This window comes from Myxosarcina sp. GI1 (assembly GCF_000756305.1).
Lineage (GTDB): Bacteria > Cyanobacteriota > Cyanobacteriia > Cyanobacteriales > Xenococcaceae > Myxosarcina.
This window is the reverse complement of sequence record NZ_JRFE01000032.1, coordinates 41,310-68,207: the sequence shown is the minus strand read 5'-3', so window position 1 is coordinate 68,207 and position 26,898 is coordinate 41,310. Positions and strand designations below refer to the sequence as shown.

The window sequence follows — 26,898 nt, the reverse complement described above, 5'->3', positions numbered from 1 at the left end:
TAAGATAGAACAGAAGACAACTAAATAGTCGGTTCTAGTGGGGAACAGCCATTAGAAGTAATGGGGAAAGTTTGGTGAAAATCCAACGCTGTCCCGCAACTGTAATGAGGTTAACGATTCATAATCTCTGAGTCAGAATGCCCGCCGATGAATTAAATCAAATCAACCAATATATCTGCGAGGTACAGATGCTTAATAAAATGGTTATTACTAATACGTTTCAAAACTCGGCGTTGAATTCTCTTCAATTATCCCCTTTACCCTATCAAAGACCTTTACTGGCGATTGGTCACGGAACGAGAAACGATCGCGGAAGACAAACTTTTCTCGACTTTGTAGCGACTTATCAGAAACTAGATACATCTCGTCCTGTAATTCCTTGTTTTTTGGAATTAACTGAGCCTACTATTCAAGAAGGAATAGAAGCCTGTATTCAACAGGGGTTTACCGAAATTACGGCGTTACCAATCTTACTATTTGCTGCCCGACACAATAAATTTGATGTCACCAACGAATTAGACCGAGCCAGCGCGTCCTATCCCCAGTTGAGCTTAAAATACGGTCGTCACTTCGGGATTACTCCTAAAATAATTGAACTATGGCGCGATCGCTTATCAGAATTAGATAAACCAGAAAACAACCCCCATAATATCTCCCGCGAAGATACTGTATTACTTTTTATTGGTAGGGGTTCGAGCGATCCTGATGCCAATGGAGACGTATACAAACTAGCTCGCATTATTTGGGAAGGGAGTGGCTATAAGACAGTAGAAACCTGTTTTATCGGCATCACTCATCCTCGCTTAGAATCAGGCTTTCGTCGGGCTTATCTCTATCGACCCAAACGCATTATTGTTTTACCCTATTTCTTGTTTACGGGGACTTTAATGGAAAAAATCTCTGATATCACCGCTCGACAAGAAGAACAGTATCCCGATATCGATTTTGCTTGCCTGCCTGAAATGGGTCTTGCCCCCCAATTACTACAGATACTTAGGGAGCGAGAAATTGAGGCGCAGTTAGGTCAAGTGGCAATGAACTGTGAAATGTGTAAGTTTCGTCTTGCTGCTGTAGATGAACACGGACACGGACATCATCATTACCACAGTCATGGGCATCACCATCATCACGGTCATCATGACCCCTATGCCAAATTGCAAGATTATCATCAGCGTATTTGGAAGACACCTTAGTGATTTTGGCGATTGCTAGCTAAAACAACACATTATTTTGGAATCAAACATGAATCGTAACTTAGTAAAATTCAACACCATTGCTCTATTGTCCTTAACAATCGTCAGTTGTGCTGACAGTGAAACGGCAGAAAATAATAACGGTAATCCTGCTGTTGCCAATGCCCAAGGTTCAGCAACTTTAAACCTAGTAGCTAACGGAGAAGATTTTGTCCGCCAGGGTTTTGTGACCAAAGATGGTTGGACGATGAATTTCGATCGCCTGGATGTAAATCTAGCCGAAGTCACGGCCTATCAAATAGATGGTGTTTTTGAACCTTCAGAAACATACACTCTCGACGGTTTAGAGTATCAGGAAACAGTCTCTTTAGTAGATACACCCCAAGTTGTAGATCTAGCCGAAGGGGAGGCAGATGCAGCACCCATTTTAGTCACAGATGCGGAGGTGACTCCTGGTTTTTATAATGCTATGGCTTGGCAAATCGATACTGCGGGCGCGGACTCTCCCCTAGCAGGTAAAACAATGGTCATGCAGGGAACAGCTACCAAAGACGATCGGACAATTAACTTTGATATTAGTCTCAATCGCCCCATCCAGTATCTCTGCGGTGAATATGTGGGAGAAGATCGCAAAGGGATCGTTAAAACAGGAACACCAGGGGAAGTAGAAACAACTTTTCACTTCGACCATATTTTTGGCGATGCTGAAACTAGTCCAGATGAAGCTATCAATGTAGATGCTTTGGGTTTTGAACCTTTGGCACAACTAGCATCAAATGACAGTTTAACTATTGATGATGCCACCCTGACTCAACAACTATCTGCCGAAGACCAAGAAAAACTTACCAAAGCAGTAATTGGTCTGGATCATGTTGGGGAAGGTCATTGTGCGGTTATTGAATAATTATCAAAAGCGATTGTACCAAAATCAGGGGGTGGTTTTGTTACTCATAACTTCCTCAAAAGTTTTTCTTAATCTAAAGACTGATCTAGGAGGAGAATAAATGGTAGACCTATCCACAACTTATCTAGGTATGACATTGCGATCGCCTTTGGTTGTTGGTGCAGCAGCACCTTTAACGGAAAATATCGATAATATTAAACGGATGGAAGATGCTGGCGCAGCAGCAATAGTATTGCATTCTTTGTTTGAAGAACAACTACTAGAAGAAAGATATGAAGCATATCATCAGTTCGCTCATCCTACAGAAAGCTATCCCGAATCAGATTTTCCTGTCGATTCAGAAGCCTATTTAGAGCGCATTAGCCGTGCGAAAAAGATGGTGGATATTCCCATTTTTGCTAGTCTCAACAGTTCTATTATAGGTAGCTGGGGTGATTATGTACGTCTGGTGGAACAAGCAGGTGCCGATGGTTTGGAATTAAACATTTATGACGTTCCTACAGATCTGTCAATGACGGGCGATCGAGTAGAGCAAACTTATTTAGATATTGTTCGCAGCGTTACAGATGCTGTCAATCTACCTGTAGCAGTCAAACTGAGTCCTTTCTTTAGTAATATGGCAAATATGGCAAAAAGACTGAGCAATGCAAATGCTAGTGGCTTGGTATTATTCAACCGTTTTTATCAACCCGATATTAATTTAGAAACTCTAGAAGTAGAGTCAAATTTGCTTCTTAGCACTTCTAGAGAGATGCGTTTACCAATGCGCTGGATTGCTATTTTGTATCGTACTCTTCCCCTCGATTTTGCTGCTACAGGCGGGATTATTACCGCTCAAGACGTTATCAAAATGATGCTGGTAGGTGCTAACGTCACCATGTTAGTTAGCGTGCTACTGAGTCATGGCATCGAACAGCTACAAAAAATTGAGAAAGACATGGTTGAATGGTTAGAGGCTAAAGAATACGATTCAATCGCTCAGTTACAAGGCAGCTTAAGCCAAGTAAATTGTCCCGTTCCTAGTGTTTTTGAACGAGCGCAATATCTCAAAGCTCTACAAACCTATCAACCTTATTGGAGAATGGTTGACGGATCGTATGTTAAGAATTACGCCTAATAAAGATTTTTATCCCATAAGTAGCGTAAGGTTGGTTCTACCTCGCGCTACTAATTGTATATAGAATTAAAGCTTGAGCCGCTCGAAAACATCTTGTAGAACATTAGCCGAAAGGCGAAGGTGTTTTACCTCTCTGAGACTCAAATTTAGATTGACAGTTTTAAAAAAGCCTTTTTCATTAATCACTCTAGGCAATCCCAGACAGACATCTTCAATATCATACAGTCCATCAACAAGACCACTAACCGTAAGGATGCGCTCTTGAGAGCGGATAATTGCCTCGACTATATCGGTTACTGCCAAACCAATCGCATAGGAAGTATATCCTTTACGTTGAATAATTTCATAAGCTGCATTTTTAACTCGCTCAAAAATAGCCGTGAAATACTCTCGCTTTTGGGAATCAAGTTGTTCCCAGTCTTGCGAGAGCAATTTTCGCCCAGCCACATTAGCCGTACTCCACACGGGAACTTCGCTATCTCCGTGTTCGCCAATGATATAAGCTTGAACGCTACGAGCATCAATGTTTAATCTATGGGCGAGTAGAGAACGAAATCGAGATGTATCTAATACTGTTCCCGTACCAATAACCTTAGAACTGGGAAACCCAGAAATTTTTAATGCTACATAGGTCATAATATCTACGGGATTGGTGACAATTAACAGGATGGCATGGGGACAATGCTTGACTACATCATCAAGCAGGTTTTGATAGATAGCAACATTACGTCCTAGCAGATCGAGGCGAGTTTCTCCTGGTTTTTGTGCTGCACCTGCGGTAATAATTACTATATCCGCATCCTTTCCCGCATCTGCTACCGTTCCCGCAGCCAGTTCTGTAGGAGCGATAAAAGACATTCCGTGGAGCAAATCCATCACTTCTCCTTCAACCTTTTCGGTATTGATATCCTGTAAAACCAATTCATCGAAGCAATTTTGAATTAGTAAAGAATATGCACAGGCTAATCCTACTTGCCCTGCACCAATAATGACTCCTTTACGAAGACGAAGAGTATTAGTTTGCTCGACTTCAGTATTGAGAGCAAAGATTTTTTCAAACATAATTTTTTGGTTCTGATTATCGATTGAGATTAAGTTGCTGTTGGCTATCTCCTTTATTTTTTTGCTCGGAAGATAGTGGCTCAGAATCGTTATCTATAGCAGTACGCACGATTAATACCGAACAGGGTGCATGATGGGTGACATAGTTACTTACGCTACCCAGAAACATTTCTTTTAAACCTTTGAGTCCGCGACTACCGACTAGAATTAGATCTGCTGACCAACGGTCGGCTAGTTCGCAAATCATCCGTCCTGGGTTGCCAGTTAATTGGCTATATTCTGCTTTAACTCCTGCCTTGGTGGCTTTTGCGGTTAAACCTTGCAAGAAATCTAATCCCCGTTGCTTATACTGAGCTAATTCTTGCTGATGTAATTCAAAGTTGTGTTCTTCTTGCACACCTGAGACGAAAGGGCTGGTGTAAACGGGTAATGCAGAATACCCTACTTCGTCTTCTGGTAAAATATGGAGCAGCATTAAAGTTGCACCTGTAGCTTTGGCTAAAGATACTGCTGAATCGAAGACGAATTGATTTTTTGCAGAATGGTCTACTGCTACGAGGATTTTATCGATCATTTGTCAACCTCTTATTTGTGAATAAAGGCTAGTGAGTTAGCAGTAACATATTGAGTAGCATAGTTTCAAAGAAACTTCAAAACGCAGACTGCATAATTATTTCACTCCACTAGCCACATTACAGTTAGCTAATATTTTGTTCTGCTTCGGCTACTTTCAGTCTGGTTTTAAGTACCGAATCGGGATTAAGACTGATGGAGTTAATACCCTGTTGAACTAAAAACTCGGCAATCTCTGGATAATCGCTGGGTGCTTGACCGCAGATGCCAATTTTGCGATTATTTTGTCTGGTTTTGGCGATACCTTCGGTAAGCTTCGCTAACGCCATTTGCAGCATAGATTTAACTGCATGGTTGCGTTCATCGAATAGATGTGCCACTAAAGAAGAATCGCGATCGAGTCCTAGTGTCAGTTGGGTTAGGTCATTTGAACCAATAGAGAAGCATTTTTTCCCCTACCAAAGAAACATCACTCATTCCCACATCTTCAAACCAGAGAACGAAAGCGCGTTCTTTATCTTGCGATAGTTTTTGTTGACGATTTGCTGTTGTCATCATAAGTCTTAGTTCCTCGTCTAATTTCTACCTCTTCATATCTATTAAGGCGAGTATCTATTTGAGGTTGATTCTGTTATAAACAATTGATTTGAGGAACTTATGAGGAACATCAGAAGTTATATCGGGTTAGGTATTTCATATTATTACTCACGAGCAGTTAACTGAAATTGTTATAACCAATCGAGACGTACTGCGATACTTACCAACCCAAAAAACCTGAAATTTGACTTGCTAAAGTAGTAGGATCGAAAGGCTTGGTAATATATCCTTTAATACCAGAAGCATAGAAGCGACGGCGATCTGCTTTTTGAACTTTAGCAGTTAGAAAAATAACTGGAATATTTTTAACTAGAGGATTATTCTGTAGCTGCTTGAGAGTTGCCATTCCGTCCATTTCGGGCATCATTACATCTAAGACGATCGCGTCTGGCTGTTCGGCTACCGCAAGCGCAATCCCCTCTTGTCCTGAAGCTGCGGTCAATACTGACCATCCCATTCGTTTTAAACCGACACGAGCCACTGCTAAGATAGAGGCTTCGTCATCTACCAGTAAAATACGTTTGACAGTCATAATAAGCCAGACTTAGGCAGAGTAAAATAAAACGTACTTCCCTTACCGAACTCACTGTCAGCCCAGATGCGACCTCCGTGTTCTTCAATAATTTTATAACAAATGGGCAACCCTAAGCCAGTGCCTCCTTTGTCTCGCGAATCTGAAGCATCTACCTGTTTAAATCGCTCAAAAATGCTGCCTAATATATCTGCGGGAATCCCGCGCCCTGTATCGATAACTTTAAATAAAACCTCGTCTTCTAAAATATCCACTGTAACCCAGACTGAACTATTCTGCGGAGAAAATTTGATGGCATTGCTAAGTAAATTGGTCAGGGTTTGATGAATATGATCGCCATCGGCATTAATGGTAATAGAAATAGGTTTTGCTATCAAAGTAATATCGACCGCTTTTGCCATTGGCTGCATAACTTCTATGGCTTCCTGAACTAAATCGGCAGCATCACAGGGCTGTTGCACCATTTGGATTTTACCTGACTCAATGCGCTCTAGGTCAAGTATATCGTTTACCAGACGCACCAAGCGATCTGTATTAGTCACGGCAATATTAAGCATTTCGCGGTCTTCTTCAGATAGCCCACTTTGAGGACTGGTTACGAGCAATTTTAAAGCACCATAAATAGAAGTTAAGGGGGTGCGTAATTCATGACTGACTACTGAGACAAATTCGTCTTTCATTCTTTCGGTAGCTTTGCGATTGCTGATATCGCTAATTAAACTAATAAATCCTTTTACCCCTCCTTCTCCATCGAGATCGGGTATATGAGTAACATTAACCCAATGTGAGCGATCGGCCAACTCAAGCTCGGTTTCATAGGTTGCTGTTTGTCCTGAGAGGGCTAGTTCTATATGATGTTTAATTTGCTGGTAATATGCCTCACCCAAAATCTCTTTAAGATGACTGCCAATAATTTGGTTCGGAGATTTAGCGAACCAATCTCCAAAAGTCTGATTGACAAATTGATAGCACTGCCGATTATCGACATAAGCAATTAATGCTGGTAGTGCATCTGTAATCAAACGAAGTTGTGATTCGTTCTGTTGTAATACAGCTTCAGATTGTTGGCGACTCATAGCAATAGAGGCTAAATTAGTACAGGCTTCGATTATCTCTAGCTCTTTTGACTCTGGCGATAAGCCTGACGGACGGGGCGTATGAACTGCGGAGGAGATCTCCGCAGACAGCCCCTCGGCTTCCTCTGACTTCGTAAAATACAGATCGAAAGTTCCCAAAACTTGACCCGTATTTGATTTAATCGGTTCAGACCAACAGGCTTGAAAACCGTGGGGTAAAATTAGGTGTTTGTAGTCTGCCCATAAAGGATCGGTAGCGATATTACTAACGATTACTCGCCGACCTAAATACGCTGCCGTACCGCAAGAAGTAGCTTTTGCTCCAATGGGTAAACGATCGATCGCCCTAATATATTCTTGGGGCAACCTCGAACTAACAAAAGGTTGTAAATGCCTGCCATCGTTCTCCGTTATCATAATAGTCGAAGTTAAATTTGGAGATAAGCGATCGATCTGTTCGCTCAGTTCTGATAAAGTATTTTTTAGCGTCTCTCCCCGTGCGATCGCGCTCAAAGTTCGATTCTGAATCTGTTGCAAGCTTTCTGTCCATTTACGTTCGGTAATATTCAAGATAATTCCGTCTAACCACTGAAATTTGCCTTTTCGGTCAAAAATTCCTTTTCCTTTATCTTTTACCCAGGCAATTGTTCCATTCGAGCAAATAATTCGATATTCAACCGTATGAGGTTTTTTTTGGAAGATTGCTTCACGAACTTCTTGAAAAACGCGATCGCGGTCTTCTAGATAAATAATACTGTTAAAAGATCGTTCTCTATTATCGATAAAATCGCTAGCCTGATAACCTGAGATCGTGGTAATTTCATCATTCAAAAATTCCATCGTCCAATAAGCATCGTCAGCACAACGGTATATAGCACCAGGGATATTGGCGATTAAAGTTTTGAACCTTTCTCTTATGTGTTCGTAGTCTGACTCCATTTTGCTGAAAGACTAAGCGAGCGGTTTTATAAATATATATAGTTTAGTTTATCTGCTTTTATCTAAAATATATTTGGAAATATCCTTAGCTGTAGCGTAGATCGACCAACGGTCACAGCACAAAGGCGTATAGTTTGCCGCATGTGTCCGTCCGTTTAGGAGTCCGCGTCGCCTGGGGTTTCCCCAGGCGTTTATGACGGACGTGGCGGAGTAATCTGTGACTTTCGAGCGAAATCAAATTATGGTTATTGTCAATTTAGATTAGGTCTGTCTAGCTGTATCTTAGCGGTTGAAATTACTATTTGTTGTTTTTCTGCTTGCTAAAGGCGCGATCGCACTATCTTAGACATTCCCATTAGCAACAATTGTCTTATTACTACTCGCTCATCTAAGGGACACTGAGGAAACAAATTGCCAGCTTCTTTAGGAATTGCGGTTAATTCAATCATCATATATCGATGATTTAAATTAGATAAAACGTATTCAATTAGCTGCTGTTTATAAGATAGATCTCGAAGAATTAAATTACCTCGATATTCTTCAGATTCGGCAAGATACTGAACTTCTTTTATGACCCAAAGATGAGTCAGGTCTACTAATTTTGTAAGCATTTTGCAAAATTAATGTTAGTTATTTTCTAGCTAAAAAAGCTTATTGCTTGATTAATTCTTAGTTTTTCGGAAATAGTATTTATTAAAATTTTTGTAGTATTTAAAGTTACTTAAGTTTTTTCTGTTTTCGCTGGTAAATCTGCCGCAATACTCATCCCATCAATCTGAGAAAATATGTTTGTTGCTCATTTGCTTATTTTTTATAAATTACTTTTTTCACTAGTTTTTAAGATTAAAGCTAAGATTTGAGGAACTTATGAGGAAATATCGATCTAGTCTAAATAGAAAAGCCAATAGAGAGTCAAAACAAAGTAAAGCTTTTACATTGTTAGCGTTTCGCTACCTAACGGTATGGCGACAAAAGGGTACTCAAGCAAGTTCAAACCATCTGCTATAAGCGTATGCGCGACTCTTAAGGCATTAATTTATCTATAAGAGATTTGTTCAATGCAGCTAAAAATTAATTTCAATTTTTGTAGCCGGATTATTTTCTTGAGAATTAAGAACATGGGTATATATGGCAGTGTTAAACTAAGCCACCTCGTCACCGAGGCGACTCGTCTTCAGAACGCAGCATGAGACTTTTACCTCACTGCGCTCCTCTCCAATTAGGCTCTTGTTACGAGTACCATTCAAACGAGAGTGGGTAAATCTCCATTCCAGACCCAATCTGATTTCTCAAACTGTTTCTGAAACTTTTGGTAAATCTTGTTCCACTCTTGACGAACCTTGTAACGTCTAATCGCTACCAAGTCCTTTTTCGTTTTCACATTATGACAATGCTTGTGTAATACCTGAAGATTATCGTATTGGTCTTTACCCCCTGCTTTGCGAGGGGTGAAATGGTCGATTTCGATTTTATCTTCAAGCCTGAAAGTGAGTCTACAATAATTACAAATTCCTTTTTGAACTTTTAGTAACCGAGCTTTACGGTTTGAAATACCTGAGTAATTAGCCATTCTCTTAGACCAGTAGACCCAGTTATCATCGTACGGGCTAACATCACCTTTAACCTTGATGTGTCGGACAATTTTCGTATGTGCGTGATTTGGTAATGAGATTAAAGCATCTCCGAGCTTGTACGCAAATGTCCAATTATCTCCACCAACGGTATGAAAGTATTTCGTCTTAACCCATGTTTTACTCTTATTGGGATGTCTACGATAACCCCATCGTAAAAGCTTTTGTACTAATAGATGATTCACCTTAGAGAAGATTTTCATACTACAAATACTTCTGTAGTAGTTACACCAACCTGTGATGACTGGTTTTAATTTTGAAACCAGTGCTGCTTGGGGTGCAGTCTTATGTCTATCTATTATCACGGCTAAATTACGATAGTGTTTGAGTACCTTTTCTTTGGAGGGCTTAATGATGGTTTTAAATCCTAACCTTTTTCCCTGAGCGTTTTTGCCACTTTGGTACTTCCCAATAGGATATTGTCTGATATTGAACCCCAAGAAATTGAACCCTGGTTTTTGCCCTTCGTGTTTGTGAAGGGTGTGTGTAATTTTGGTTTTTTCTTCACTGAGTTCTAATCCAACGTTCTCAAGCCATGTCTCTAAAATTCCTCTACAATTCTTGACCACGTTTAAGTCTTTATGGAGAACTACGAAGTCATCTGCATATCGGACGAGGGAAAGGGAATTAATATTGTCCCTTTTACCTCCTTTCCAAGTTGCAGCGTACGCTTTCATCTCCATTTCCATTCCGTGTAAGGCAATATTGGCAAATAATGGGCTTGAGACACCACCTTGCGGGCTTCCTTCAATCGGAAAGATTTTCTTTCCTCTGTCTATAATTCCAGCTTTTAGCCATGCCTTAATTTGTCTTCTTGCTTTGGGAAAGGTGTTTACCTTTTCGAGAAGTTTGGCATGATTGATACGGTCAAAACACTTGCTAATATCGGCATCCAAGACGAATTTAGGATGATACCTAATCTGATTGAAAATCGCCGAAATAGCATCGTGGCAACTTCTTCCTGGTCTAAACCCGTATGAATTTTCTTCAAAACGAGCTTCCCATTCTGGTTCTAGTGCTGCCTTGACCAGAGCTTGTAAAGCTCTGTCGTGCATAGTTGGTATGCCAAGTGGACGCTCCTTACCATTTGATTTTGGTATCCATATCCGACGAACGGGTTGGGATTTATGACTCAATTTCAGGCTACGGACTAAGGCTATTCTCTGCTTCGGGATCAACGATTTAACGCCGTCCACTCCCGCAGTGCGCTTGCCCCCGTTATCTTGGCTTACCTTTCTAACCGCTAACAACTTTGCGTTATATGAGTTCAACAGGGTTTTTTGTAATCGTCGTAACTTTCGTACATTGTCACTTTTGCTGGCTTGGTAAATGCGCTTTTGGAGCTTGAACACAGAAAGCTCGACTTTACGCCAATCTATCTCATTCCATACCACAGTATTCAATTTTGAAGTCGAGGCACGAGTAAAGGGGGAAGAGCCGAGATACGTGTAAAATAGTGCAAGATAGCCCTTTAACCTTTACTCTGCTTAAGTTTCAAAAATACTAGCTGGCAGGTTAATCGCCACCTCAAATGGTTGGGGAATGTTCTTCAAATCCACCACGTAGTCCCCGTATCGCTTGAGATTGCGGTTGATATAAGGACTCATAGTTGCCAACATCCGACGATTAATCTTGAATCCTTCTGCACTCAAAGAACGAATTACCCCAGTCATATCTACCGTATTCTGGAGAATTACCGCGCTAGCTACCAAATCTAGATACTTTAGTCGCTTCTCTTGTTCTACGGGGTCATTGTCTGTAATTACGCCGTCTTTGCCAAAGAACAGCCAATCTAAAAAATGATGATAGCTCTCAACGATATTAGTACAGGCAGTAACCTCTCGTCGCAAAGCGCGATCGGAAATAAATCGCAGAAGATACATGGTGCGTATGACTTTCCCTAAAGCCCGAAAAGCCTGATACAATCTATTCTTCCGACTATAACTACCCAATTTCCTTAAAACCGTTGAAGGTAAAAGTTTTCCTGCTTTAATTGACAGTACAACCCGCATCAGGTCTTGCCAATGAGTCTGAATTAACTTCCATTCAGCAACATCATCGAATAGAGGCTCGATATAATCGTAAACTTCGTCCTTATGGGGACGGAGAAAATCTAAATCCTGCCAATTACGAATCCTGGGCATCAATTTAATCCCCAATAGGTGAGAAAGGGCAAAAACGGTAGAAGATTGTCCTTGGGTATCTGCGTGGAGGGTGTCGGGTTGAATATCAGAAGTGTTTTTCAGCAACCCATCGAGGATATAAACTGCCTCCCAAACTCCACAGGCAATGAAGTGAGTAAACAGGGCAATGTAAGTATCGGAAACGTGATGGTAAGCGATTCCGCCGTAACCCCCATAGCGAATATGACACTCGCTCATCAGGTTATTTTCATAGATTTCAAATTTGCTTCCATCGGCTGCTGCTTTTTTTCCGCTACCCCAACATTTGGGAAGACTAAGGCGGTTATAGGCATTGATGATATCTTTAATCGCAGCTTCTAAATAAGAACTGGTAACGTGACGGCGATTGGTATAAGAAAGCATATGAGAAGTTACTTTTCCTCGGACGTGACGTGCCATCTCATTAGGACCAATATTGCATCCATAACCAAATGCTGTCAGGATATACCTTTCTTGAGGGTTTAATAATTTAGGTTCGCTGCCCGATAAAGGACCAAAATGTCTCGTCCAATTTAGCCAATGTTCTACATTACAGAGAACATCTAGCACGCTACGCTGGGGCAAACGTTCTCGAATGGCGTTAAACAAAGCTTCTGTACCGTCGGGTTTATCTTGAGCGGTAATTCTTTTGAGAACGGGAATACCCTCTTCATTAATGGTTATCTGGTCGCCCTTTGAGCAAATAAGATCTACTTCGCGAGCTACTGTAGTAAGTCGCTCTTGCAGTTGGGAGACAAATTCTTCTGGGGTATCGGGAATGCCCAAGGAAGAACAGTATTCGGCGATTTTTGGTTCGCATTCCGACCAGGGTAATAATTGTTGGCGAAAATCAGCATAGTTCTCCGAACCTATGACACAAGCATCTCCCGTCTTGAGTTCTTGAGCTAAATAGGAAAAAATACAAATCTCTAACTGACGGCGCACCAACAATTCTTCGCCATTAACTTCTACAACTACGAGCTTTAGCCATTGTTCGCCGATAAAACTTAAGTCTAAATTGGCTTTGAGAAGTTTACTTCTTTTGTGCTGGTTGTCTAGAACAAACCGTACTGCTTCGATGACTGACTGTTCGTTGGAAGTAGAGCAAATTTCTAAGGATCTTACCAAGTCAAATAATGCCTTACGATAGGGGGAATAAAACGACCAGAGTAAGGGAAAATGGTCTTTGGTATTAACAGAGGCAATTTCCGAGTATTGTTCTAGTAGTAAAGGAGTTCCGCCATTATTGTCTAACAAGCCCTGTACCTGCTTTCCCAATTGAGTATAGCTTGGGGATTTCTCGGAGAAAACCAGAATCTCGCCAAACATTTCCAACATAGTCTGGGTTTGATTGAGATATTTCTCTCTTAAATACTCCAACTTGGTTTTGGCATTGTTGTGGATTTTTTTAATCCGTTTGAGAAACATCTCTACCATGTGGTCGCGAGTTTTCACTTGAGCTTGGTAGAGCAAGCACAACAGTAAAGTTCGGCGTTTGGGCAGCCTAAAATCGTTAAATTCAGAAATATCTAGAGTTCTGGCTAGTGCAGCAAAGGATTTAACTTTGGTCGCAGGGATAAATGAGAGTAATTTTTGGGCATCTCCCACCAGCATCATGGTATCGAACTTATCCTGTAGTTCTTTGATGTACTTGAGTTTATGACTTTTGGGAGGGGATTTGAGGAGGTTGAGATTGGCATTAGTATTCTCAACAGTATCGGGAACTAGCAAGCCATCTATGTTCTGCCTATCAGTGGGGGATAGTTTGCGGGCTACTCGCTTGAATAAACGGGTATTTACAATCGAGCGAATATGACAGGCTAAACGATCTAAAGTGCTAAAGGCTGGTAATTCGTAGCGTTGTCTTACTAACTCTTCAATGGCTACGTTAATTAAATCTGCGGGATGATCTCTGACAAAGGCTGCATCTCTAATAGCGATCGCTGCTAATTCTTGACCTCGATTATCATAGGGACTGATGTTCAAATATTCTCTGATAGCTTCTTGATAGTAGCGAATCGACCGTAAGGAAGGAACAGGAGAGACTCGATCATCTAATTCTAGACAAGTGCGTAAGTGAATAATAATTGGCTGAGGGACTAATTCTGGATGAGTGAAATAGCCCAATCTTTGGAAGGATTTAAGCATTACCATTAAGCCCAACAGTCCTGTTTTGCTTCTGGTACGACTGGTAACAAATTTTATTTCTTCGACCGTTGGGGTATAAAGTTCGTGTAGTTCTTTGTTAGATGGATAACGTTTGAACTGAGGATAAGCAGTTCGACTAATTACGGTAATATCGATCGCCTCCGCAGATAAACTCGACTAACAATTCTTATTGAGATTACAGCATTGCTTTGATCTTTATTCGTGCTACGAAACATTACTTTGCTTAAAAGACATCATTCTCGGCAAAGTATCATTAAGACATAGACCGCAGCATGAGGTATCAACCTATGCTACAAGTAACTGCTCCAGGTTCTTTTTCGGCAAAGTTTAAAAATTTCCCTCCTGTCAAACAATCCTCGAAAGGAGAAAGGGAATATTTGCGACCATCAGAGGTTCAGGCTTTGATGAAAGCTGCCAAAAGTGTCGGCAGGAATAGAGTCAGAGATGCTGCAATGATTCTGTTGATGTTTCGTCACGGTCTGCGGACGGCAGAATTAGTCGCTCTTAAATGGTCGAGACTAGATCTAACTTCTGGTTATCTAGAGGTTCAAAGAGTTAAACACGGTCATCATAGCGTACATCCCCTTCGTTCTCCTGAGTTAAGAGCTTTGAGACAATTGAAGAAAGATTATCCCGATACACAGTATGTCTTTGTTTCCGAAAGAAAAGCACCTCTGTCTACTCGTTCGGTTCGTCATATTGTTGCCAGGGCAGGAAAATTGGCAGGAATCGAAGGTAGAGTTCATCCCCATCAGTTACGCCATGCCTGTGGTTATTATCTGGCAACTAATGGACAGGATACCAGAGCGATTCAGGATTATTTGGGACATCGAAATATTCAGCATACCGTTCGCTACACCCAGCTAAATCCTTCTAGATTCGAGAGTTTTTGGACTGATTAGTTATCATATTTTAGATTCGATAGTTGATTTGTATTATTAGCTATAACTCAGGCAGAGTAAGGATTTAAAGCCTATCTTGCACTATTTTGCACGTATCTCGGCTCTTCCCCTTGACGAGTTTATCAGTAAATGGTTCGAAAAGAACGAGCCTCAAAAGGGAGAAAACTTGCGATCGCTTCTCAAACAACCAGGAAATGAACGAATTAACGATTTAATCAAAAATCCTCTACGTCTGATGTTGCTATGTTATTCCTGGCATAAACAGAATAGTTTGAGCCAAGAGCGGCTTCCTACAACTAAGGCAGAATTATACCAGGGGTTTGTTAGCTCTTTTTATGATTGGAATCAGAGGAAAGTCAGAAAAAGATTTACCCAAACCGAACTAAATATTGCTTTAGGAAAGCTAGCACTACAGGCAATAGATAGAAACGAATCGCGGTTTAGGTTAAAAGAAACTTTTATTGGTCAGTATTTAGAAGAATCTTTGTTTGAGGTAGCGCAAAATTTGGGCTGGCTCAATCAGGTGGGTGTAGCAGCAGAAAATCCTACTGAAAAAGTCTATGCTTTTTATCATCCTACTTTTGAAGAATATTTTGCTGCCTGTGCGATCGATAACTGGCATTTTTTCTTAAACCACGTACCTACCAATCCCACTAAAGGCACTTACCGCATTTTTGAACCGCATTGGAAAGAAATAACATTGCTTTGGTTAGGACGAGAGAATGTTTCTGTAGAGCAAAAAGAAAACTTAATCAAAGCTTTGGTAAAGTTTGGTGATGAATGCACAGAATTATATGGCAATCAAGCTTACTTTTTTGCTACAGCGTATTTTCTCGCTGGTGCTGCTACTGCTGAGTTTCTAGATTGTAGTTTAAAAAAACAAATTATTGAAAAAATTGTTGAATTAAGTTTCGGTCATTTTAATTTTAAAACTAGAAAATGGAAAACCTTTTTCTACTATATTAGAATAACAGCTAAAAAAGCACTAAAAGAAGCAAATTATTCGGATGTAGCAACAGCTTTATTAAATAAAATATTCTCTTTAGGTGATGTAGACGATTTTTATCAATATCAAGAACATGAACACATATTTTCCAGTCTTTTTTGGTGCTTAAATGAATTTGAGCCACAACATTCTTATGTTATTGAAAAAATAATTCATTGGATTGATAATATTATTGTTTGGGATGAACAAGGTGAATGTAGTATTAATAACGAGTTTTTAGAGATAACGGAGTGGCTACCATTTAGTAGGATTGAGGTCAGCAATTCAGGTATTATTAAAGCAATTTTAAATTTTCTCAATACTGGATATAAAGCAAATATTAAAATCAGAGAATATCACAATAAGTTAAGCTCATTAGAAAATTCGACAATAATAGAAGAAAGAATTCTTAAAGAGAAAATTGGATTAACTAAAAAATTAGAATTAGCCGCTAAGGTATTTGAAGTAGCAGGAGATACTTTAGTTGATATTGTAGTAGGCGATGGAGAGGTAGTTGAACTTCTGATCGATATTTTAAAGTCTGAAGCAGAGAATAACTTTGAATATGACTTGTATCTAAAAATCTTAAAATGGTTAAATTCAGTTTCTCCGCAAAATAAAGAAGCTCTTCGATTTCTTTCAGAAGTAATCGATCATTCTAACGATCGATTGTTATGTTATAAAACAGCTAAAGCTCTACTAAAACTCGAACCCAAAAATCAGAAAGCTTTTGATATTTTAGACCAGTCTTTGGATAGATTTCAAAATGAAGCAATTAAAATTGAAATTTCCTTAGAATTAATCAAAATTGATTTAAAACATTATCAAGCAATTAATTACTTATTTGAACACTTAAAAAATGTTCGTCCTAAAAATAGCTCTGAAAGAAACGATATATCTAAAATTATTACTGAATTTTGGAAAATTTCAGATCGAAATGAAAGCGTATTTGAAAATCTAATCAAGCTAATTGAAAATAACTGTAATAATTATGTTTGTACACAAATTATTTTAAGGCAAGCTGAAACTAATTCTTCTCAAGAAATATTTAATGTTTTAGGTAATTTATTCCAAAATCATCAAGATAGGGATGTTCGTTATGTTGCTGCTTTAGAAATTCTGAAAATAAATCCTAATAACTTAGAAGTAATAAATTTCTTAATTGATTGGTGTACGTACATACAAGAAGACTTTAGTACTGATATTGAAAAAAACAGGATATATAAAATATTTATTCAAAATCCCAAAACAATTGAGTCGCTAATTCAAATATTGCAAACTTACCAAAACAAAAACAGCCTTGAGATTAATTTGTATAAACATAAACTTAAAACTATTCTTTGGCTTTTAGAAGGTGTTGGAAACAAAACTGGTAACGCTGAAGTAATTACTATTTTAACTAATTTATTAGAAAATATTGAACAACCAGAAATTTGCTGTATAATTGCTCAAACTTTAGGAAAAATATCTTTAGATAACTCATTGGCAATCGACATTTTAATTAAAGTTTTAAGCAATAACAAAGAAAGAAATATTAGAAGTCGCGTTATAAATAGTTTGGAGAAAATTGGTTACGGTAGTCTAAAAGTTGTAGACTATTTGCTAAAACAAATTGTTGAAAGTAATGGCAGTGTAGAATTTAATATAAAAAAAGCTCTGATTAAAAACATTAAACCAAATCGTACTTTTTATATTGTCAGTACAATAAAAAATTATTTAATAGTCAAAGAGGAGTATTATTTAGATGAAATACTGTGGCACTGCGCTCAAAATATGTCATATCCTGAATTTCATCGGGCTTGGCACAACACTACTACTGTAATTCATCCAGAAATGTCTGACTTTACTGGTATTGGTGCTAACTTATATACATTAAATTTAAATTTAGAGAACCTGCCTCTTCAACTTAAAAGTTCAATTAATAAAGATGGCGTTCTTAATAACCACATTCAAATAATTTGCATTAATCAAAGTCAGATAAGCGATCGCGATAATCCTGCTGTTGAGATTTATGACCAAATGCTTAAGTATGGTTGTTCTGAAAGAGATAATGGTGAACTTGAAACTATGCTATTGCTTAAGTCTTATTGGCATTCGCTACAACGCAATACTGAAAAACTAATGGTCTTGGTATTTTACGATTCAACTGCGTCAGAAACAGAATGGACAGGATTTAGACAAAGTATACTAGATCCTTTGAATACCTTTGAAGGTGCAATTTGCGTTATCACAGACCAACCTGCTAGTAAACTAAAGCAGTTTTCACCGAGTTCACCAAATCTGATTGAAAATCTCATGGGATGGATGAGAAAAATTTATTTGGAATCTTAGTTTTTTGAGAATAGAAACTAGATCTAGGTCACAGTGTTTTTAGATTACTTAAGTACTCAAAATCAAAATATGCTGGTGTTTGTAATGGGAGCAATGCGAAAAAGCTAGCTTTAAAATCGGGCGATTGCCCGATTTTAGAGATGATTAAAAGTTAGTACGATCGCTTAATAGCAAATATGATTGAGAATAAACACAAGCGCAAGTCTGAGTTGGTGATAAAAAGACTAAGTTGACAATACTTGCCTTTCAAATACACTATAGTTTCCTGTAAGTTTGTTTTAAAAAAAGGATTTACTTATTTCTGTCTAGTCCTATCTGATGTCGATTAAGTTTTTCGTTACTCTTGATTTCTTAAATAGATTTCGTGAAATGATTCAAAATTTTTTACTCTAGCACTCGTCCTCTGGTTATCTAAATTGAGTTCCCTACAAATAATTGTGTAAATCTTTGTAGGAAATCCGCCAGGAAATTCCCATTCCTCACCTCCATCTTCCATAATTACAATACCTGAGATATTTGGATACCTATAACCAAGTTGATGTCTTACAATATAGTTTGAGAGTTGCTTACTATTTGTAAAACCTAAAGGGCGCATCTCTGTAATAAGTTGATGTAATTCAATAGCTTTTGTTTCTTCTAAGCAGTGCTCTTCAGCTATTCTTGTAATTTCACGTTGACGTAAAGCCTCTGCCTTTTTTCGCTGCTCCTCCTTTACCGCTTTATGTTGAGCCTCCAAATTATCTCGTTCAATACTTAGTTCATGTTTACGACTATTTCCAACTAAGTCTATTGTTACAAGGTCAAGCCAACTAGGTTTTTGAGAGACTACATTTCTCCAGATACTTTCTACTTTTTCGATCAAATCACATAATTCATGTGTATAGCTTTGAGGAATATTGTCTGCCTTTAGCCAAAGTTTACTAACTTGTTCGCCTTTTTCAGTGGTTTCAAGTTCATACCAGAAATTGACTGTATTAAAAGCTTCTTTGTTGTCCAATTTTTGAGCTAACTCTGGATGTTTTTTCTTGATCTTTTTAATATGAAAGAAAACTTTTCTGTCAGGATCGAAAAAAGTACGACCGACAAACCCAAATCCTCTGTCAGCATTATAGTTTTTAATATTACCAAAGTCTATTGTCATAAAACCAATACCACTCACCTACCGCGAAGGGAAATTGCTGCGGCGTATATACTAAGCTACAAATAAGAATTCCCTGCTTACGAGTAAAACTTTCAAAGAAGCCCAACTATTTGTATAGTGACTTTGGTACTTTTGTAGAAGTAATAATCTAAAGTAAGCGTCTGCAAGTGAACGCGCACTAAGATAAGGGAAAAAGGTAGTAAGTTTAAGAGATCGTCCAAACAACGATCGACTATGGTTGTGTATTAACCCTAGAGCGTCGTCGTCTACGTTTAGAAGAAGTTTTAGAAGCGACAACAGAATCAGTTTCAGTTCCAGGTAGAAGCCGAACCGAAAAAAGAAGAGGATAACGGCAATTAGTACCAAGATGGGGAACCATGCCTAAAACTGCATCTTTAAGTTTTTCAGGATCTAAAGTTAGAAAATAATTGTTTTGAGAGTCATGATAAATAGTAATCGTCGGAAGGGTTTTGAGGTCAACATCAGGATTGGCAAGAGTTTTAACCTCAATAGAAAGATACTGTAGTTGAGACATATCAATAGTTGAAGGTATGTGTGTAGCGAAGGGTAGTCTGCTTGAGAAAAAGGGTAAAAAGGTAAAAGGGTAAAAAAGGTAGGACAACTATTAACTATTTCAGAGTGCTTCTAATTGCTTTAATTTGTTCATTCCTTTGCCCTTTACCCTTTACCCTTTGCCCTAAAATAGTTCTTCAGTTGCAACTGCATGAGATACATCGGCATGGCAGAGTTCATTCTCCGCAACCCATTCTGCCTCTAACGAAGGAGATAAGAGATAGTACCATTCGGATTCGTTGAAGTAACGCTCAGGAGAGGAATAACACTGAGGGTTATGCTTTTTCTCAATAACCTCAAATACTGCCCATTCAGTGTGGTCTTCGTCAGAGTCAACGACTTTAACCATATCCCCATAATCGTATTCAGGATATGGGAGAGCAAGAAGCGATCTGGATTCAGAGTTAAGATCGCAGTCATGGGTGCGTTGATGATGTTTTCTGGTAGCGTCGTCAAATAGGTGACACCAACCCCTACCTCTTTCGTCGTTGTAATCTTGGAAGTAAGTGCATTTAGCACAGGTGTCGGATTGGCGGATTAAAACCGATTCTTCGTACCAGCTACCATCATCAACTTTGTATTTCCAACGGGGTTGGTTTAGGAGTTTGCCCGATGATGTTTTACTTTCTATTAATTCCATTCCACAGATAGTAAGCGTTTTGGAGGGATTAAATTTGTTAATTACCTCATCATGAAATCTGAATTTTGGTTGGTAATTGTATTCTTCGGTTTCTGTAGGATGAATGTTCGGTGCGAATTCGATAGTGACGAGAATCTTTTCGTCTACAGTTAGTGCTGAGAGTGGTAATTTTTCTGCTGTGTATGTCATCATGAGATTACCTCGTAATAGTAGGTGACAAGGAGAGCAAGTACCGTCCAAAGTTCTGCTCTCCTTTGTGTTCATTAAATTTTTAGCGATAGCTAACTAAAAAAAAATCTTCTGCTGGTAAACTTCGTTGTGCGGTTAAATTTAAATCCGCTACGATTATTTCCCAAAAAGAGTTTTATTGGTTTTTCGTGGTGCTGTTGAGTTGTTGAATTATGGCACTTTGGTTAACTTCAGGCTTGCAATGTGCTGTTGTTTCCTAATAATTTTATTGTAAACTTGTTAATTAACAGTTGTCAACTGTTTAGTTGACAGTTACCATATACTAATAGAGTTGGAATTTAAAATTATGACTGTGAAAGTCAGGCGAATTGTCAAACAAGAAGTTGATATTCCAGGATTGGGATATCAAATAAAAAAAGCAAGAGAAGCTGACGATCGTCCAGTCACAGAGTTGGCAAAAACAGTCGGAATTTCTCGCAACTATTGGTATCAGTTGGAAGCTGAAGCTGTATTAGGAGGTGTAGCGGAAGATACGATCAAAAAGATAGAAAAAGTTTTAAATGCCGATTTTGGCATTGACTTTGATGATTAAATTAATTTTTGAGTTGATTTTGAGTTCAGAAATTTGGAACCTTAATCAAGACTAAATTATTAATAATCGAGACAAAAAGCAAAAAGCGACCGCAGATTTCTTGGCAGAGTGTGCGATCGCTTTAGGTCAAACCATATCCCAAAGGGGGAATAAATGATTAGTTCTATTTTGTGCGACGCAGTAAGTCGCTTGATTTAAGTGAAAATTTCATGACTGAGGTTATGGATTTCTAGTAGATTTCATCCTACTATTCCCACGTAAAGGAGTCTCGTACTCTGGTCACATTGAAAGTAAATAATGAACTCAATGGAATGCAGACCATGAATGTATCCGAAGGTGGATAACCTCTATCCAGCTAGGGCTAGGGAAAAGTTGGAAGGGTTAATGTAAATGAATTGTCGATGAGGTTCCGTTAATTAAAGTGGGTGAAATGAGGTTGATACACCCTGACCAAAATGGTAAGCGGGCTGGTTATTAGGTCAAAATATCTTGATAACGATGAAACACTGCCCCGTCGGAATATAGACAAAACCCTCCCCAACTGTATCTTAATCATGTGAAACTGCGGTAAGCCCTATAGGTTCTCATTTATGAGTAGGTCGGACGTAAGAAAGACGGAACCACCTAGAGGGTAAAGGATACGGAAAAAGCGAAAGCTACCAGCCGAAAGGCAACGCGAACAAATAAGCGGGTAGATAGGAGTTCTAGATTTGCTCCACTTGAAAGAGTGCTAAATTCCAATAGGTTATCAACGATAGACACTTTGTAAAGGAACTGAACCCATAGTGAAAGATAGAGTCCAATCGGACATCGGAGCTAGAAGAACCAAACTCACCAACTGGTCAGAAATTGACTGGAAAAAGGTGATGAAAAAGGTTAAGAACCTAAGACAGAGAATATATCGTGCGACAAAGCTCAAACAGTGGAATCGGGTCAGAAGCCTGATGAAACTAATGCTACGCAGCTACTCCAATTTAATGTTGTCAGTTAGCCGAGTCACCGAAGCTAATAAAGGGAAAAATACCCCAGGTATCGATGGATACTTGGCTAAAACCCCAAAACAAAGAGTCAAATTGGTAAATAACTGGGACTTCCAAGTATGGAAAATAAAACCCACCAAGAGGATATACATACCCAAATCAAACGGGAAAAAACGTCCTTTAGGCATACCTACCATTAATGACCGAGTGGCACAAGCCATTATAAAAAATGCCCTGGAACCAAGCTGGGAGGCAAGATTTGAAAGTAATTCTTTTGGATTCCGTCCTGGAAGGGGATGTCATGACGCAATTGAAGGATGTTTCTACAGATTCAGAAAAGGGTCGATAGACAACTGGATATTAGATGCGGACATCAAAGGGGCGTTCGACAACATTAGTCATGAGTTTATTCTCAAAAACCTAGAGTTTACTCCAGGCAGAGAGTTTATTAAACAATGGCTTAAAGCAGGATACGTAGAATCTCAAGTCCTCAACAGGACGGATAAAGGAACACCACAAGGTGGCAATTTAAGCCCTCTACTTGCAAATATTGCACTGGATGGGATGGACAATTGGCTCTCAAAGATTACCGAAACAAAAATATACGGCAAATCTAAAAGAGGAAAAGAACGCAGAATTTACGGATTTATCCGTTATGCGGATGACTTTATCGTTACAGCCCAAACCAGAGAACAAATAGAGGCTATTATCCCAAAGATTCAAGAATGGTTAGCCCACAGAGGTCTATGCCTCAGCGAAGAAAAAACTCAAGTTAGACATATTAACGAGGGTTTTAACTTCTTAGGGTTTAATATCAGAAGATTCAATGGGAAGTGCATTGTTAAACCTCAGAAGGAAAAGGTAAAGGAAAAACTCAACCAGATTAAAATATGGTTAAAAAAACATCCAAACGCTAAACCTGAAGCGGTTATAGATGTCCTAAATCCAATACTGAGAGGTTGGGGAAACTACTACAAACATGGAGTCAGTAAAAAAACCTTTGCAGACTTTGATTACAAATTAGTCAAAAAGCTAATTAAATGGAGCAAAAGGAGACATCCAAACAAAGGCATGAAATGGGTAATTCCCAAATATTTTGGCAGAATAAAAGGGAACAAATGGGTATTTAAAGCGGATACTAAAAACAGACAGGGCGAAGATACAACCAAGTTTATCCTTAGATTGGCTACCATACCAATCATCCGTCATGTCAAAGTAAAAAGTGATGCCTCCCCAGATGACCCCCAACTGAGAGAATACTGGGAAAAGAGAAAGACCAAAATAGGCAAGAATCATTATGCCAAGGGGTCTAAGCTCTACAGGATTGCAGAATTGCAAAACTGGAAATGCCCCGTTTGTAAACAACACTTGTTTAATCAAGAGTTGATAGAGACACACCATAAACAAGAAGTGGCATATGGAGGAAGCGACGAGGAATATAACCTTGTTCACGTACACCAAAAATGTCACAGACAAATACATGGTAAACGAGCTAAGTCAAAGATAGCTTGAGCCGTGTGATTGGAAACAGTCAAGCACGGTTCTTAGAGGGGGAGGATACGGCGACGTATTCCTCTCTACTCGACACGAGAAGTGCTGCAAAAGTGCATCTCTAATTCGGTACAGCACTCAAAAAACTGTCTGAATCAAGGAGGTGTAGCATGATTGGATTTATCTCGCCTTTTAAGATTCTGGATTACATAGACCGCCTCGAAATAGTCAAAGAAACAGGTTCTGAATACCACTGTAAATGCCCTGTATGCGGGGACGGTGGTTTTAAGATTAAGAAGAAAACTGGCAAGTACCAAGCTTTCAAGTGTGGGTGCGAAGTTAAGGATATTAGAGAAGCTATTCGCCCTTGGAAAGAGGTGGAAGGTGAAAGGCAAAAAGGAAAAAGCGGTGCGACCCCGCAGAGGTTTCCTCTGCAAGGGAACGCGCACCAAGACAAGGGTAAAAATTCCTTTAACCTTGACCCTTTCCCCTTTCCCCTAAAGCAAAAGCTTTTAGCCAGACTACCAAAAGCATCCGAAGATACGCCACAACAGAATACAGATATAGAAGTTCCTCAATGGCTACAGAAACAGGGAATACCAGCGATCGCTACTGAAACCCGTTACCACTACTCAAAAACGCAGTGGGTGTCACGTTTTCAATGGCAAACCGACAAAGGAAGGGAAAAAACCTTTAGACAGGCACACATTAGCTCAAACGGATTAGTACGGTGGAAAAGAGGGTCAAAAGACTGGAATGCTTATCGACAACAAGAAGTTGCTGCCCATTGCCGTAATAAGTGGGTATTAGCAGTAGAGGGAGAGCAGTGTGTTGAAGCAGCAAGAGCCAAGGCGATCGCTACAATAACTTGGCAGGGTTCCAATTGGAATAAAAACGCAATTGCTTCAACTATAAAAGCTCTCAAAAAAGCTGGTGCAGAGGGTTTGGTTTACTTCCCCGACAATGATGAAGCAGGAAGAAAAAAAGCCAGCCTAGTGGAATCAGCAGCAGTTGAAGCTGACTTTCCCTGTCTGGTTCTCAGTCCTAAAGATATCTGGGCAGAAATACCAGAGAAAGGAGATCTGGCGGATTGGGTACAAGCTCATCCCGATTTAAAGTCGGAAGAACTAATAGCTAAGTTAGAAACAGCAATAGAGGGGGTAGAGTGTAGGAAAAAAGGGCAAAGGGAAAGGGAAAAAAGGAGTGAAGAACCCTTTGACCTTTCGCCTTTTTCCCTTTCCCCGAACGAAGTTCCTAACTGGTCACAGTCGGATTTGGCTTTATGGCTAGCATCCAAGTATCGATCGCAGTTAGCCTGGAATACGGAGTTACAACAATGGTATCGATATAGCTCTGTAATGTCAGGAATCTGGAGCATCGAACCTACAGAATTTGTCGGGCAGTTAGTAAAGTTAGAATTAGAAGCGATCGCCATTAAAATAACTCAGTCAAATCCAAAAGGAAAAAAACCAAGCTTCACTATTAGTTTTATCAATGGTGTAGTCGGACTGTTAAAAATGGATCTAGCAGTCCGTTGTTGGGATGAAGCTACAGGATTGCTACCACTGCGAAATGGGGTTTTAAACTTAGAAACTAAAAAGCTGTTACCCCATGCCCCCGAACATAAGTTAACTTGGTGTCTGCCATATAGCTATAACCATCTGTTGACCTGCTACCCAATACAGCAATGGCTAAACCAAATGTGTAGGGGTGACGAGGATCTAGTCCAGCTAATGAGAGCTTATTTAAGAGGTGTAGTAACAGGAAGAAGCGATTGGCAGAAATATCTGGAATTAATAGGACCTGGAGGAACAGGAAAATCCACTTTCACTAGACTGGCGATCGCTCTTGTCGGGAGTGAGAACACTCATACCACTACGCTCAAGAAACTAGAGGGGGAAAAGTTTGAAACCGCTTCGGTTGCTGGCAAGCGTTTGGTGTTAATTAACGATTCGGAACGGTATGCAGGAGAAGTTAGTAAGCTCAAAGGCTTAACTGGACAGGATACCTTACCATACGAAGTTAAATACAAACAGAGTAGCGGTGGCTTTACTCCTCAAGCAATGACCATTGTGGCGACTAATGAAGTAATTCAGAGTAGTGACTATACTTCAGGACTAGAAAGAAGAAGAATTTCCATACCGATGTTTAATCGAATAGAGAGCGATCGCCAGAAGAACCTAATCGAACATCGTAACGGAGAAATGTTTGGTGAATTTGTTCCCTATCTACCAGGACTGCTGAATTGGGTTCTGGAGATGAACGAAGCAGAAGCTACTAACATTATCAAAAACTATGAAACTGCCGTACCATCTCTATTAGCGATGAAAGCACAGACATTGGTAGAAACTAATCCCATCGCTGATTGGTTAGATAACAAGGTAATCTTAGACCCTGAAGCGAGGACTAATATCGGGGTAGCTAAGAGAGATAAAGATAGTAACTCTGATAACTGGTATTTGCACAATGACGAATGGCTGTATCCCAACTATGCAGAGTATTGTCACGATACTGGTAGTCGCGCGATCGGGTTACGGAGGTTTGTAAATTTACTATCCGACTTGTTAAATAATCAGTTGAGATTGAATGTAGAGAAGGGACGCGATCGCTTAGGCTCTTTTATTAGAGGGTTGAGACTTCGCGATGCAACAGATGATGAACCACCATTGATTACTAATGGTTCAAAAAAAACCAAAGCAGACTCTAGTAGTACAAATGTGGTTAATAAACTCTGGAATTTGGTGATGGAAAAGGTGGTTAAAGCGATCGACTGCTTAATGGATGAAGATGTTAATGAAGAAAATAGTAACTTAGAGACTGCCGAAGACAATCGAGCAGAAGAAGATTTTGATGTAGAAGCTGAAGAAACGGCTAGAGAGAGTGATGTAAATGAAGAAATAAGCATCGGCGATCGCGTGATGGTAAAGGATTGTCCAGGGCATTGGTCGTGGGCGCAACCATTTCAGGTGTTAGCCATTGAGGGTAATATGGTGGCGTTAGAACTGGTAGATGAGTTGGTAGAAATTAGTCGGCTAAAGCGGCATAAAGTAACATAAAGCAACAATAAATAGCAACCAACGCTAATTTATCTACGCTAAATTAGTAAGCTAGCTAATTAA

The 26,898-nt window shown here is 39.4% G+C and carries 19 protein-coding genes, 1 pseudogene and 1 riboswitch; of the genes and pseudogenes, 8 read left to right on the top strand and 12 right to left on the bottom strand.

Annotation, left to right across the window (positions count from 1 at the left end; genetic code table 11):
• Positions 1-12 precede the first annotated feature (12 nt).
• Positions 13-164: riboswitch (cobalamin riboswitch) on the top strand.
• A gap of 36 nt (positions 165-200) precedes the next feature.
• The 3 genes from KV40_RS23475 to KV40_RS23465 all read left to right on the top strand — a co-directional run bounded on the left by KV40_RS23475 (position 201) and on the right by KV40_RS23465 (position 3,214).
• Positions 201-1,193, top strand: coding sequence for a sirohydrochlorin chelatase (locus tag KV40_RS23475; RefSeq protein ID WP_036486685.1), 993 nt, complete (start codon positions 201-203; stop codon positions 1,191-1,193).
• Positions 1,194-1,242: 49 nt separating this feature from the next.
• Positions 1,243-2,097, top strand: coding sequence for a hypothetical protein (locus KV40_RS23470; RefSeq protein ID WP_036486574.1), 855 nt, complete (start codon positions 1,243-1,245; stop codon positions 2,095-2,097).
• A gap of 100 nt (positions 2,098-2,197) precedes the next feature.
• Positions 2,198-3,214, top strand: a complete 1,017-nt coding sequence (locus KV40_RS23465) for a dihydroorotate dehydrogenase-like protein (RefSeq protein WP_036486573.1) — start codon at positions 2,198-2,200, stop codon at positions 3,212-3,214.
• A gap of 66 nt (positions 3,215-3,280) precedes the next feature.
• On the opposite strand, the gene KV40_RS23460 is transcribed toward KV40_RS23465, so the two are convergent.
• The 9 genes and pseudogenes from KV40_RS23460 to KV40_RS23425 all read right to left on the bottom strand — a co-directional run bounded on the left by KV40_RS23460 (position 3,281) and on the right by KV40_RS23425 (position 14,084).
• The gene (locus KV40_RS23460) at positions 3,281-4,276 is read right to left on the bottom strand and encodes an L-lactate dehydrogenase (protein ID WP_036486572.1); all 996 of its coding nucleotides are present in this window, start codon (positions 4,274-4,276) and stop codon (positions 3,281-3,283) included.
• A 16-nt stretch (positions 4,277-4,292) separates the two neighbouring features.
• On the bottom strand, positions 4,293-4,850 hold the full coding sequence (locus tag KV40_RS23455; RefSeq protein ID WP_036486571.1) for a universal stress protein: 558 nt from the start codon (positions 4,848-4,850) through the stop codon (positions 4,293-4,295).
• Between the two features lie 124 nt (positions 4,851-4,974).
• A pseudogene (locus KV40_RS23450) lies at positions 4,975-5,292 on the bottom strand (putative PEP-binding protein); the annotation flags it as partial.
• Entirely contained in the window at positions 5,273-5,407 is a 135-nt protein-coding gene (locus KV40_RS37040; RefSeq protein WP_256381163.1) for a hypothetical protein, read from the bottom strand. The pseudogene KV40_RS23450 and the gene KV40_RS37040, both read right to left, overlap by 20 nt.
• Before the next feature lie 199 nt (positions 5,408-5,606).
• Complete coding sequence (locus KV40_RS23445; protein ID WP_036486569.1) at positions 5,607-5,978, bottom strand: response regulator; 372 nt, start codon at positions 5,976-5,978, stop codon at positions 5,607-5,609.
• A complete protein-coding gene (locus KV40_RS32480) occupies positions 5,975-7,993 on the bottom strand; it encodes an ATP-binding protein (protein WP_052055875.1) in 2,019 nt (672 codons plus the stop codon). The genes KV40_RS23445 and KV40_RS32480 overlap by 4 nt, the downstream gene beginning before the upstream one ends.
• Positions 7,994-8,313: 320 nt before the next feature.
• Positions 8,314-8,604, bottom strand: a complete 291-nt coding sequence (locus tag KV40_RS23435) for a hypothetical protein (RefSeq protein WP_036486568.1) — start codon at positions 8,602-8,604, stop codon at positions 8,314-8,316.
• A gap of 632 nt (positions 8,605-9,236) precedes the next feature.
• Positions 9,237-11,018 carry a group II intron reverse transcriptase/maturase gene (ltrA, locus tag KV40_RS23430; protein WP_253274366.1) on the bottom strand — a complete coding sequence of 594 codons (1,782 nt, stop codon included), beginning with the start codon at positions 11,016-11,018 and terminating at the stop codon, positions 9,237-9,239.
• A 93-nt stretch (positions 11,019-11,111) separates the two neighbouring features.
• Positions 11,112-14,084, bottom strand: coding sequence for a Tn3 family transposase (locus KV40_RS23425; protein ID WP_036486564.1), 2,973 nt, complete (start codon positions 14,082-14,084; stop codon positions 11,112-11,114).
• 158 nt (positions 14,085-14,242) lie between these two features.
• Here KV40_RS23425 and KV40_RS23420 point away from each other — a divergent pair, with 158 nt between their 5' ends.
• Both KV40_RS23420 and KV40_RS23415 read left to right on the top strand, forming a co-directional pair.
• A complete protein-coding gene (locus tag KV40_RS23420; RefSeq protein WP_036486562.1) occupies positions 14,243-14,857 on the top strand; it encodes a tyrosine-type recombinase/integrase in 615 nt (204 codons plus the stop codon).
• A gap of 271 nt (positions 14,858-15,128) precedes the next feature.
• Positions 15,129-18,173, top strand: a complete 3,045-nt coding sequence (locus KV40_RS23415) for a hypothetical protein (RefSeq protein WP_172657329.1) — start codon at positions 15,129-15,131, stop codon at positions 18,171-18,173.
• 337 nt (positions 18,174-18,510) lie between these two features.
• On the opposite strand, the gene KV40_RS23410 is transcribed toward KV40_RS23415, so the two are convergent.
• The 3 genes from KV40_RS23410 to KV40_RS23400 form a co-directional block, all read right to left on the bottom strand.
• The gene (locus tag KV40_RS23410) at positions 18,511-19,314 is read right to left on the bottom strand and encodes a cold shock domain-containing protein (RefSeq protein WP_036486558.1); all 804 of its coding nucleotides are present in this window, start codon (positions 19,312-19,314) and stop codon (positions 18,511-18,513) included.
• 232 nt (positions 19,315-19,546) lie between these two features.
• On the bottom strand, positions 19,547-19,849 hold the full coding sequence (locus KV40_RS23405; RefSeq protein WP_036486556.1) for a hypothetical protein: 303 nt from the start codon (positions 19,847-19,849) through the stop codon (positions 19,547-19,549).
• Positions 19,850-20,011: 162 nt separating this feature from the next.
• Positions 20,012-20,719, bottom strand: coding sequence for a hypothetical protein (locus KV40_RS23400; RefSeq protein ID WP_156114144.1), 708 nt, complete (start codon positions 20,717-20,719; stop codon positions 20,012-20,014).
• 343 nt (positions 20,720-21,062) lie between these two features.
• On the opposite strand from KV40_RS23400, the gene KV40_RS23395 reads away from it, so the two are divergent.
• The 3 genes from KV40_RS23395 to KV40_RS32475 all read left to right on the top strand — a co-directional run bounded on the left by KV40_RS23395 (position 21,063) and on the right by KV40_RS32475 (position 26,835).
• A complete protein-coding gene (locus KV40_RS23395) occupies positions 21,063-21,308 on the top strand; it encodes a helix-turn-helix transcriptional regulator (protein WP_036486552.1) in 246 nt (81 codons plus the stop codon).
• A 785-nt stretch (positions 21,309-22,093) separates the two neighbouring features.
• The gene (ltrA, locus tag KV40_RS23390) at positions 22,094-23,800 is read left to right on the top strand and encodes a group II intron reverse transcriptase/maturase (protein ID WP_036484395.1); all 1,707 of its coding nucleotides are present in this window, start codon (positions 22,094-22,096) and stop codon (positions 23,798-23,800) included.
• A gap of 149 nt (positions 23,801-23,949) precedes the next feature.
• Positions 23,950-26,835, top strand: a complete 2,886-nt coding sequence (locus KV40_RS32475) for a phage/plasmid primase, P4 family (RefSeq protein WP_052055874.1) — start codon at positions 23,950-23,952, stop codon at positions 26,833-26,835.
• Positions 26,836-26,898 lie beyond the last annotated feature (63 nt).